The sequence below is a fragment of the Streptomyces sp. NBC_00316 genome (assembly GCF_036158715.1).
Classification (GTDB): Bacteria; Actinomycetota; Actinomycetes; order Streptomycetales; family Streptomycetaceae; genus Streptomyces.
Window position 1 is genome coordinate 353,593 of the sequence record NZ_CP108024.1, and the last position, 12,155, is coordinate 365,747.

Genomic DNA, 12,155 nt, shown 5'->3' on the forward strand with positions numbered 1-12,155 from the left:
ATGCCGCGCACCGAGCTCATCAAGCCCCTTTACGAGCTGCTGCCAGCCCATGCCGAACGCCTCGGCAGCAAGATCGCGTTCCGTGACGCGCGGCGCGACGTCAGCTACGCCGACCTCGACCGGCGCACCCGCCGCCTCGCCGGTCATCTGGCCCATCTGGGCCTGGGCCGCGGAGAGACCGCCGCGCTACTGCTCGGCAACTGCCTGGAGGCGGTGGAGAGTTACCTCGCCATCGCGCGGGCCACCGCCGTGGGCGCGCCGCTCAACCCGCACGCCTCCGACGACGAGCTCAAGCATCTGCTGAGCGACAGCGGCGCCGTGCTGCTGATCACCGACCCCATGCACCTGGAGCAGGTGCTGCGGCTGAGAGCCGGGCACCCGCGGCTGCGGGTCGTGGTGACCGGGGACCGGGCGGCGCCACCGGACGTCGAGCGGTTCGATGCCCTGGTCGGCAGCGAGCCGCCGGTACCCGCGCGGGACGACGCCGGTCTGGATGACGTCGCCTGGATGCTCTACACCTCCGGCACCACCGGCAAGCCCAAGGGCGTGCTGTCCACCCACCGGATGTCCCTGTGGGGTGTGGCCGCCTGCTACGCGCCCGTGCTCGGCCTCGACGAGACGGACCGGGTCCTGTGGCCGCTGCCGCTGTCCCACACCGTGGCGCACAACCTGTGCGTGCTCGGGGTCGTCGCCGTCGGTGCCACCGCGCACATCGTGGACGGGCTGGCCGCCGACGAGATCGTCGCCGCGCTGCGCGAGGACCGGACGACCTTCTTCTGCGCCGTTCCCACGGTCTACCAGCAGTTGCTCCGAGCAGCCCGGGACACCGGCCTGGGCACCCCCGACCTGAGAGTCTGCATGGTCGCGGGCGCCGCCTGCCCGGCCGGACTGCACGAGGAGTTCGAAGAGACCTTCGGCGTTCGGCTCCTGGACAGTTACGGCAGCACCGAAACGGGCGGCCCCATCGCGTCCAACGCCCCCACCGGACCACGTGTCCCCGGCTCCTGCGGACTGCCCGTCCCCGGCCTCACCCTCCGTCTGCTCGACGCGTCCACCGGCGAGGAGGCGCCGCCCGGCGCCGAGGGCGAGGCGTGGGTCGAGAGCCCGGCCGTGATGCTCGGTTACCACGGCCATCCCGAAGCCACCGCCGAGGTGCTGCGCGACGGCCGGTACCGCACCGGTGACCTGGCCCGCATCGACGAGGCGGGCTTCGTGACCATCACCGGCCGGGTCAAGGAGCTGATCATCCGCGGCGGGGAGAACATCCACCCCGGCGAGGTCGAGGCGGCCATCGCCCCGCTGCCCGGGGTCGCAGAGGTGGCTGTGGCGGGCAGGCCCCACCCTCTGCTGGGCGAGATCCCGGCCGCGTACGTGGTTCCCGGCCCCGAGGGCTTCGACCCCGGGCAGCTCATCGACGCCTGCCGTGCACAGCTGTCGTACTACAAGGTGCCCCACGAGGTGTGGGAGGTGGACCGGCTCCCGCGCACCGCTCTCGGCAAAGTCATGCGGCCGGCGTTGGCGAACGCTCCGGGACGGCTGGTGCTGTCGCGTGCGGTGGAGGGCGCTGACCCGGAGGAAGGTGATACCGAGCAGTGGGCGCGCCGGCTCGGTGAGGCGCCGGAGGACGGACGCGAGGAGGTGCTGCTCGACCTGGTCCGGGGTGAAGTCAGCGCCGTGCTCGGGCAGTCGGCGGCGGTCGCGGCGGATGTCGCCTTCCGGAAGCTGGGGGTCGACTCGGTGATGGCCGTGCGGCTGCGCGACCGGTTGACCACCGCCACCGGTCTGCCGCTCCCGGCGACGCTGGTCTACGACTACCCGACGCCGACGGCCGTCGCGGCGCACCTCGGGGCGGAGCTCTCCGGCCCGACAGCCGCAGCGCCCACGCAGGACGCGGGCGCTGCGGGCACGGACGACGCGGGCGCGGCGGACAGCGCGATCGCCATCGTCGGAATCGCCTGCCGCTTCCCCGGCGGAGTCACCTCGCCGGAGGAGCTGTGGCAGCTGGTGGCCGAGGAATCGGATGCCGTGAGCGCCTTCCCCGGCGACCGGGGCTGGGACCTGGCCCGGCCCTTCGACGGGGACACGGAGCAGGCGGGCACCAACTACGCCCGCACCGGGGGATTCCTCGACGACGCCGGCCTCTTCGACGCCGCCTTCTTCGGCATCAGCCCACGCGAGGCCCTGGCCATGGACCCGCAGCAGCGGTTGTTGCTGGAGTGCGCCTGGGAGGCGTGCGAACGCGCGGGCATCGCCCCGACCTCCCTGAGGGGTAGCCGTACCGGGGTGTTCGCCGGAGCCATGTCCAGCGAATACGGCGCGCGACTGCTGGGCCGCCCGGCTCCCGAGGGCCTGGAGGGCTATCTCGGCAACGGCAGCGCGGGCAGCGTCGCCTCCGGTCGTCTCGCGTACACGCTCGGGCTCGAGGGCCCCGCGATGACGGTGGACACGGCGTGCTCGTCGTCGCTGGTGGCACTGCATCTCGCGGCACGGTCGCTGCGGGACGGGGAGTGCTCGATGGCCCTGGCCGGCGGGGTGACGGTGATGTCCACCCCCTCGCCGTTCATCGAGTTCGGCCGCCAGCAGGCGCTGTCCCTCAGCGGCCGGTGCAGCCCGTTCTCGGCCACGGCTGACGGGACCACGTTCGGCGAAGGCGTGGGACTGCTGCTGCTGGAGCGGCTGTCGGACGCGCGGCGCAACGGCCACCGGGTGTGGGCCGTGGTGAAGGGCTCCGCCGTCAACCAGGACGGCGCCTCCAACGGTCTGACCGCGCCGAGCGGCCCTGCGCAGCAGCGGGTGATCAGGCAGGCCCTCGCCGACGCCCGCCTCTCGGCAGCGGATGTGGACGTGGTGGAGGCGCACGGCACGGGCACCAGGCTCGGCGACCCGATCGAGGCGCAGGCGATCATCGCCACGTATGGGCAGGAGCGCCCGGAGCACCAGCCCTTGTGGCTGGGCACGGTCAAGTCGAACATCGGGCACGCCCAAGCCGCAGCCGGAGTCGCGGGCGTCATCAAAACGGTGATGGCGATGCGCGAGGGGGTACTGCCGAGGACTCTGCACGTGGACGAGGCGTCGCCACTCGTGGACTGGTCGGCAGGCACCGTCGAGCTGCTGAAGGAGACCCGTCCGTGGCCCACGACGGGCCGACGGCCCCGGCGGGCCGGCGTTTCGGCGTTCGGCGCGAGTGGCACCAACGCGCACCTGATCCTGGAAGAGGCGCCGGACGAACCCCTCGAGGATCACCCGGCCGCCCAGGGACCCGACCCGGCCGTGGTGCCGTGGGTGATGTCGGCACGAAGCGACTCGGCGCTGCGGGACCAGGCGGCGGCGCTCTCGACGCTGGCCGATGCCGGCGAGGTCGACGCGGTGAACGTGGGATGGTCGCTGATGACCGGTCGGGCACGGTTCGAGCATCGCGCCGTGGTGGTCGGGGACTTCACCGCTGGTCTGAAGGTGCTGGCCGGGGGCGAACGGACGGACCATGTCGTCACAGGAGTGGCGGCGGACACCGTCAGGAGCGGCAAGCCGGTGTTCGTCTTTCCCGGGCAGGGCGCGCAGTGGGCGGGCATGGGCATGGCGCTGGCCGACGCCTCGCCGGTGTTCGCGGCGCGGCTGGCCGAGTGCGAGGCGGCGCTGTCGGAGTTCGTGGACTGGTCGCTGACGGATGTTCTGCGCGGTGTCCCCGGTGCGCCGCCGCTGGAGCGGGTCGATGTCGTCCAGCCCGCGTCGTTCGCCGTGATGGTGTCGCTGGCCAGGCTGTGGCGCTCGTTCGGTGTGGAGCCGGCCGCGGTGGTGGGCCACTCCCAGGGAGAGATCGCCGCCGCCTGCGTGGCCGGAGTGCTGTCGCTGCGGGACGCGGCCCGGGTGGTGTGCCTGCGCAGCAGGGCGATAGCGGAGCTGGCCGGGCCCGGGGCCATGGCGTTGGTGACGTTGCAGGTCGAGCGGGTGGAGGAGCTGCTGACGGAGGGCGTGTCGGTGGCGGCGGTCAACGGCCCGTCCCAGGTGGTGGTCTCCGGTGAGGTGGCCGCTGTGGAAGGGCTGTTGGCGGAGTGCGACCAGCGGGGTGTGCGGGCGCGGCGGATCGCGGTCGACTACGCCTCGCACTCCGCGGCGATGGACGTACTGGCTGAGCGGCTGACGGCTGACCTGGCCGGGATCGTGCCCCGGCCGGGCCGCGTGCCTCTGGTGTCCACGGTGACCGGGGAACCGGCCGACCCGCTGACGATGGACGCCGGATACTGGCTGAGGAATCTGCGGCAGCCGGTGCGGTTCGCCGACGCCGTGCGGGCGTTGGCCGAACAAGGGCATACCGCGTTCCTCGAGATCTCCTCGCATCCGGTGCTGACGGCCGCCCTCACCGACGTGGCCCAGGACGCGGCGGTGGTGACCGGCTCGCTTCGACGTGACGACGGCGGGTGGGACCGCTTCCTGACGAGCGTCGGCGAAGCGTGGGTCCGGGGTGTGACCGTGGAGTGGACAGCCGCCTTCGACGGCCTCCGTCCCCGGACCGTGGACCTGCCGACGTACCCCTTCCAGCGGCAACGGCACTGGCTGCATGTCGGCCCCTCGTCCGGCGACCCGGCCTCCTGGGGCCAGCGCTCGGCCGCCCACCCGCTGCTCGGCGCTGTCGTGCGTCTCGCGGACGGCGACGGCGTGCTGCTGACCGGCGTGCTCTCGCCCCGGTCGCAGCCGTGGCTCGCCGACCACGTCGTGGGCGGTTCCGTCCTCTTCCCCGGCACCGGTTTCGTGGAGCTGGCGCTGCGCTCGGGCGACGAGGTCGGCATGGACGTCCTGGACGACCTCGTCATCGAGACGCCGCTGGTGCTGCCGGAGTCCGACACCGGCGAGGTGCGGGTCCAGGTCCGCGTGGGAGAACCGGACGGGACAGGGCGCCGGCCCGTCGGTATCCACGCCTGCGAGGCCGGGGCCGCCGCCGACGACGACCCGGAGTGGACCCGGCACGCCACGGGATTCCTCACCACGACCACGGCAGGCGCCACGACTCCCGCCACGGACCCGTCCGGCCCCGAGGACGCGCCGGCCTGGCCGCCCGCCGACGCCGAACCCGTCGAACTGGACGGGATCTACGAGCAGTTGGCCGATGGCGGCCTCGGCTACGGTCCCGCGTTCCAGGGGCTGCGCGCCATGTGGCGGCGGAAGGCCGAGGTGTTCGCCGAGGTCGCGCTACCGACCGGTGCCGGCCGCGACAAGGGGTTCGGGATCCATCCGGCCCTGCTGGACGCCTGTCTGCACCCGGACGTCATCGAGGCGAGCGCCGGGCAGCTGCGGCTGCCGTTCGCCTGGAGCGGGGTGCGGCTGCACACGACCGGTGCCTCCGTCCTGCGGGTGCGGCTGCGCCGTGGCGCCGACGGCGAGGTGGCCCTCTCGGCGACCGACGAGTCCGGGGCGCCCGTGGTGACGGTCGGAGCGCTCAAGACCCGGCCGGCGCAACCGCGGATCGCGCAGTCCGGCATCGCGCGCGACGCCCTGCTGCGGGTCGAATGGAGCCCCCTGCCCGCCTCGGACCGGAACGCAGGCAGCCATCGCTGGGCCGTGGTGGGGCGTGGAGTCTCCGCCGGGACCTACCCGGACGTGGCGGCTCTGGCCGCGGCGGTGGCCGCGGGCGACGCCATGCCGGACTATGTGCTGGCGCCGTGCACGCAGGCACCGCGGATCCCCCTGGCCGAGGCGGTGCGCCGCGCCACCGGCGAGGCCCTGCGACTGATCCAGGAGTGGCTGGCCGAGGAGAGCCTGGCCTCGTCACGGCTGGTGCTCGCCACCCGGGGCGCGGTGGTCGGCGCAGGCGTCGGGAAGGTGACCGACCCGGTGCACGCGGCCGTGTGGGGGCTGGCCCGCTCGGCCCAGTCGGAGCACCCGGGCCGGATCGTCCTCGCGGACTTCGACATCGCCTCCTCGCAGGAGGACTGGCGGATGCTGGCGGCGGCCATGGCATCGGCCGGGCCCGGTGAGGAGCAGTTCGCGCTGCGTGCGGGCACGGTGCTGACGCCCCGTCTGACCCGGGCCGCGGCCGGGGCCCCCACCCCACCGCCGCCCCCTCTCGACCCGGACGGCGTGGTCCTGATCACCGGCGGCACCGGGATGATCGGCCAGGTCATCGCCCGGCACCTGGTCGTCGAACACGGCGCCCGGCATGTGCTGCTGGCCAGCCGCGGCGGCGACGCGGGCGAGCTGCCGGAGGAACTCGCCGCCTGGGGCGCCGAGTTGAGGGCTGTCGCCTGCGACGTGGCCGACCGCCCGTCCCTCGCCGCGCTGCTGAAGAGTCTGGACCGGCCCCTGACGGCGGTGATCCACGCTGCCGGCGTACTGGACGACGGAGTGATCACGTCGCTCACGCCGGAACGGCTCGCGGCGACACTGCGGCCCAAGGTCGACGCCGCGGCGCACCTGGCCGACCTGGTCCTCGCCCGGGGCGACGAGCCCGCCGCGTTCGTCACCTTCTCCTCCCTGGCCGGGGTCCTCGGCGGATCCGGGCAGGCCAACTACGCGGCGGCCAACGCCTTCCTGGACGCGCAGATGCAGCAGCGCCGCGGGCAGGGCCTGCCGGGAGTGTCGGTGGCCTGGGGCCTGTGGGAGCAGCCGGACGACGGCCCGGGTCTCGCGGCCGACCTGGCCTCGACCGACCGTCGCCGGCTTGCCGCGGGCGCCGTGCGTCCGCTCACCCCGGAGCAGGGCGCGGCGTTGTTCGACGCGGCGCTCGGCCTGGCCGGTGCGCACGACGACGCCGTACTCGTGGCCGCCCGCTTCGACCGCAGCCGCCTGCGCGACACCTCGTCGGCTCTGCTGCGGGGTCTGGCGCGCGGTCCGGCGCGGCGCGCCGCCACGGCCGGTGCGGACCGGACGTCGCTGCGGCGGCGCCTGGCGGGCCGCTCGCCGGCCGAACAGCAGGAGGTCCTCGTGGAGTTGGTGCGCCAGGAGGTCGCCGCCGTGCTGGGCTTCACCGGCCCCGACTCGGTCGCCCCCTCCCAGTCGCTGGCCGAGGCCGGATTCGACTCCCTGACCGCCGTGGAGCTGCGCAACCGGCTGGGCGAGGCCACTGCTCTGCGGCTGCCCACCACCCTGGTCTTCGACCACCCCACGACCGTCGCGCTCGCCGGCCACCTGGCCGAGCGGCTCGCCGACGGCAGTAACAGCGTCGCCGCCGCGGACGGGGCGGACGCGGGCCCGGATGTCTTCGGTGCGCTGTTCCAGGAGGCATGCGCGGACGGCCGTACCGACGAGGCCTTCGCCTTCCTCCACAGCGCCGCCCGGCTCCGGCCCCGGGGCGTCGCTCCGGTCGAGCCGGTGCGGCTCGGCTCAGGCGGCTCCGGGCCCGCGCTGGTGTGCGTGAGCTCCCATGTGGCACTGGGCGGTGCGCATGAATACGCCCGCTTCGCCGCGTCGTTCCGCGGGCAGCGCCCCGTATGGGCACTGCCCAACCCTGGATTCGACAAGTCCGCGACGCTGCCGCCGAGCAGACAGGCGCTGGTCGAAGCGCACGCGGAGCGCGCGCTGGAGTGCGCGGACGGGGGCCCGTTCGTCCTGGTCGGGTCCTCCTCCGGCGGGGTGATCGCGCACGCGGTGGCCGGTCTGCTGGAGGCAGCCGGCACTCCCCCGGCCGCGGTCGTCCTGCTGGACAGCTACGCGCCCGCCGTCCTGAACTCCTCGCTCGCCGCGACCGCGTTCCGCGACGTGCTCGTCGAGGGGCTCCACGAGCGGCAGAGCGCGTTCGCGCGGCTCGACTTCACCCGGCTGACGGCGATGAGCTGGTACGGCGAACTGTTCGCGGAGTGGAACGCGGAGCCGCTGGGAGTGCCCGTGCTGCTGGTGCGGGCCTCGGAGCCGCTCTCCCCCACGCTCGCGGGAGAGAACTGGCAGACCGTGTGGAAGACGGCGCACACCACGCTGGACGTGGCGGGCAACCACTTCACCTTGATGGAGAGCCACGCGGAGAGCACGGCTCAGGCGGTGCGGGAGTGGCTGGGGACGGTGGCGGGGTAGATCCCCTGCCGCCCCCGCCGTCCGCGACGCCCGGCCGCAATGACGCTCGCCCTCGCGCTACCGGCGCAGCGACACCCCGTGCTCGAAGACCGCCGCGACCGCCCGCGGGACCGCGTGCGGGCTGTCGACGCAGACAACGGGGAAGGGGTAGTGCATCGCGTCCAAGCTGGGTGAGGGGCCCACGATCAGCCCCAGCCTGGCTCCATGGCGCTCCATCTCCTGGGTCAGATGCACCAGGCTGATGGGCGCGACGACGTTGTCGGTGAACATCTCGCGCACCTCGTCGGCGCGGGTGAGGGTCTTCTGTTCCAAGGACGAGCAGAGCGTCAGCGTAGGGTCGGTGAACGGCATCGCCGCGATATGCCCGCGGGTCACCTCCTGGGCCGGTTCGCGCAGCGGGCTGTGCTCCGCCACATCGGTGCCCTCGGTGACGCTGACCAGGCCGCCGGTCTCGGCGCTGAGTTTCTCCAGCGCGTCCCGGTAGCCGCTGAGCATGGCGATCCGCACTCTGCGGTCCTTGTCCCAGCCGAAGTCACAGCTCAGATAGACGCCGTCACGGTCGGCGCAGAGGTCCGCCGGGTCGTCGTCCGGACCCAGGTAGGCGGAGGCAAGAGCCTCTTCCCGCTCCGGCTCCCCCGCCGTCTCCGGCTGGAGCGGCCGGAGCTCACCGCGCATCAACAGCCCCATGAGCTCCCGTCGTTCGCACGCCCCGGCGATGCACGAGGCGACCATGCCGCCCAGGCTCATGCCGCCGGCCATGTGCGGGCGCAGCCCCTTCTCGGTGAGCACGTCCTGGATGCCGAGCTGGGCCGCGGCCAGCCCGACGGGCACCGCGAGCCGCCGGATCTCCTCGTCGTGGTCCCCGTTCTGCCGCACAAGGGCCTCGACATCGAGTCCGGTCCACGCCGAAGCCTGCGCGAAGGATTCGCGCACTGCCGCGTACTGGTCGTAGAACTCGATGACCCCGCCCGGTTCATAGCGGAACTGATTCGTACCAAAAATGGATGCCAGAGCCACGTGTGTCACCTCCATGACAAGGCAACGCTAGGCGAGGAAGTACCAGGAAGGTTCCCAGAGTTGACTGGAGTAGGATCATGGCCATGCCTATGGGATACGTGGTGACGACCGCGCTCTTGACCTGGTGCACTTTCTTCGCCGTTGTCGCGCCGCGCCGTCCCCGACCGCTGGCGACAATGAGCTTCTGGTTCGGCATGGTCCTCAACGAGGTGCCATTCCTGGGCATGCTCGCCGTGGTGGCCTCCACGGCATTGGCCGCCGGCCAAGGCGATCTGGAGTCACCGGCCAGCAAGGTGACGGCCGCGGTGGCCCTCGCCACCATCCCCGGGATGGCCGTGTCCGCCTGGCGGGGCCTGCGGACGGACCAGGTGATCGGGCGCGCCCTCGAGGAGGGGCTGGGGGCCGGCTGGCGGGATCGTATGCACGTACCGCTGCGCCGCCGCCGGCGCTGGGCCCGCATCCTGCTGCTGTCGCGCGTGATGCGGCGGCGCGACGTGGAGCGGATCCCCAACATCAGCTACGGGGACGCCGGCCGCCGGAATCTGCTCGACATCTACCGCCGCCGCGACACACCGCAGAACGGGCCGGTCCTGATCTACTTCCACGGCGGCGGGTACACCAGCGGAGCGAAGAGCCGCGAGGCGCGGCCCCTGCTCTACCGGCTCGCCGGCCAGGGATGGGTGTGCATCAGCGCCAACTACCGGCTGCGGCCCCAGACCGATTTCCCCGGCCACCAGATCGACGCCAAGAAGGTCATCGCCTGGGCCCGCGAGCACGCCGCCGAGTACGGCGCCGATCCGTCGAGGCTGTTCGTGGCGGGCAGCTCCGCCGGCTCCAACATGGCGGCCCATTGCGCGCTCACGCCGAACGACCCGGTCTACCAGCCCGGATTCGAGTCGGCCGACACCTCGGTCACCGCGGCGATCTGCCTCTACGGCTACTACGGTTTCTTCTTCGGCGAGAAGCCCGACGTGGCGCCGTCCCCGAACCAACCGTATGCGTACCTCAACCCCGGTGCGCCACCGTTCCTCATCGCCCACGGCACCAAGGACGCGCTGGCGACCGTCGAGGGCGCCCGGTACTTCGTCGACCGGCTGCGCCGTGTCTCGGACAACACCGTCGTCTACGCCGAACTGCCCGGCGCACAGCACGCGTTCGACCTGTTCCACTCCGCACGCTTCGAGGCAGTCGTGGACGGCGTCGAAGCCTTCGCCGCCTGGGTCCTGGCTGCTCCGCAGCGCACTCCCGACTCGGCCCGTTAGGCCGGCTCAGCCACCAGGTACAGGACCGCGTCGATCACGCAGTGCAGCAAAACTCTGGGGGTTTCCCCCGATGCTCGTGCGGCGTCCCGCGCCGGTCCCGGCGCGGGACCACCATGGGACGAGCTCCGGATCGCTGTCTCCCTCAGGAGTCCACCGTGCGTGTGCTGTTCGCGACCATCCCCGAGAAGTCCCATCTGTTCTGCATGACGCCTCTGGCCTGGGCGATGCGCGCGGCCGGACACGAGGTCAGGGTCGCCAGCTGCAAGGAGCTGGCCGACGTCGTCGCCGCCACCGGAATGACGGCCGTGGCGACCGGCACCAACGACGGGATCAACGCGTCGATGCACGCCAATCGCGAGGCGCAGGAGATGGCGGAGCTGATCAGCTGGAACGAGCTGGATCCGGCGAAGCTGACCTACGAGGCCGAGGCCTACCGCGCCCAAGTGGTCGCGTACGCCTGCGCCATGTTCAACGAGACGATGATTCCCGACATGGTGGAGTTCGCCCGCGCCTGGCGGCCCGACCTCGTGGTGTGGGATTCGCTGACGTACGCCGGTCCCATCGTCGCGGGCGTCGTCGGCGCCGCGCATGTGCGGTCGCTGTGCTTCGCGGACGTGTGGGTGAAGAAGCGCGAGATCCTGCGGGAGCTGGCCCTGACCGTGCCCACCGCCGAGCGGAAGGATCCGCTCGCTGAATGGCTGGGCGACCGTGCCGAGGAGTTCGGGGGCGCCTACAGCGAGGAGCTGACCACCGGGCAGCTCACGTTGGACCCCCTGCCGGAGAGCCTGGGGATCGTCACCGGCGCGCCGCGCACTCCCCTCCGGTTCGTGCCGTACAACGGCCCGGCGATCGTGCCCGACTGGCTGAGCACGCCGCCCGAGCGGACCCGGATCTGTATGTCCCTGGGCGCCTCCAACACCGAGCGGCACGGCGGTGACTACGTCTCGAAGAGCGACATCCTCGGGCAGCTGGCGGAGCTGGACGCCGAGGTGGTGGCCGCGCTGCTGCCGGCGCAGCTCGAGGAGCTGGGCCCGCTGCCGGACAATGTGCGCGCCGTGTCCTCCGTGCCGCTGCACGCCCTGCTGCCGAGCTGCTCCCTGCTGATCCACCACGGCGGCTTCGGCAGTTACGCCAACGCGCTCGTGTACGGGGTCCCGCAGCTCACCGTCACCACGCCCCTGGCCGATCAGCTCTACCGGGGAGCCGGTATCGAACAGCAGGGGGCGGGGCTGCTACTCGGCACGGACCGGGCGACGCCCGAGGCGGTGTACGAGCGGGCTTCGCGCATCCTGGCGAACACCTCCTTCCAGCAGAACGCCACCCGGCTGCGCGAGGAGGCAACGGCTCTGCCCTCGCCGGCTGAGGTGGTGCCCGTGCTGGAGCGGCTGGCCCGGGAACGGCGGGAAGCCCCTTGGCAGTTCGAGGGCACGCCCGTGTCGCGGCTCGACGAGATGTTCACCGCGCTCGTGGTGCCGCCCCGGGCGTAACGCCCGCGGGGGTCCCTGGGAGTCGATGACGCGCGCGTCGTGGGCCAGGAAACCGGCTTGGCGCCGTCGGCGCGCTGTTCCTCCGCGGCACCTCGCCGGTCAGCCTGCCGTCGAGCCATGCGTTCACGGTGCGGGCCGTGGAGGGCGCCGTGTCCTCCGTCATGGTGTGATGTGGTCGCCGGGCACGTCCACCACATGGTCCGCCTCGCCTCAGCGGGTCCGCGCGCGGGGCTCGGACCGAACACCTCGGGGTCGAACTCGACGTCGTACAGGAATCCGCCGCGGGTGGAGTGGACGGTGCCGCGACAGCAGGCCCCACAGCTCGTCGGGGAGGTGACGCCGCCGGGCAGCCGGCAGCTCATGCCGGCATCGCGATCGGCTCCGAGCCGCG

Annotated in this window: 4 protein-coding genes; 3 read left to right on the plus strand and 1 reads right to left on the minus strand. The window is 72.8% G+C overall.

Features of this window, described 5'->3' with window-relative positions:
• Window positions 1-7,998, plus strand: coding sequence for a type I polyketide synthase (locus tag OG878_RS40890; protein ID WP_328891772.1), 7,998 nt, complete (start codon window positions 1-3; stop codon window positions 7,996-7,998).
• Between the two features lie 57 nt (window positions 7,999-8,055).
• Here the strand turns inward: OG878_RS40890 and OG878_RS40895 are convergent, their stop codons facing one another.
• Window positions 8,056-9,015, minus strand: a complete 960-nt coding sequence (locus tag OG878_RS40895) for an ACP S-malonyltransferase (protein ID WP_328891773.1) — start codon at window positions 9,013-9,015, stop codon at window positions 8,056-8,058.
• An 83-nt stretch (window positions 9,016-9,098) separates the two neighbouring features.
• Between OG878_RS40895 and OG878_RS40900 the strand changes: the two genes are divergently transcribed.
• Window positions 9,099-10,277: an alpha/beta hydrolase gene (locus tag OG878_RS40900; protein WP_328891774.1), complete on the plus strand. Its 1,179-nt coding sequence runs from the start codon at window positions 9,099-9,101 to the stop codon at window positions 10,275-10,277.
• 155 nt (window positions 10,278-10,432) lie between these two features.
• Entirely contained in the window at window positions 10,433-11,764 is a 1,332-nt protein-coding gene (locus OG878_RS40905; RefSeq protein WP_328891775.1) for an activator-dependent family glycosyltransferase, read from the plus strand.
• Window positions 11,765-12,155 lie beyond the last annotated feature (391 nt).

Excerpts from the sequence above, each read along its gene's own strand:
- OG878_RS40890 (WP_328891772.1), top strand. The coding sequence starts at position 1 with ATGCCGCGCACCGAGCTCATCAAGCCCCTTTACGAGCTGCTGCCAGCC.
- OG878_RS40900 (WP_328891774.1), top strand. The coding sequence starts at position 9,099 with ATGCCTATGGGATACGTGGTGACGACCGCGCTCTTGACCTGGTGCACT.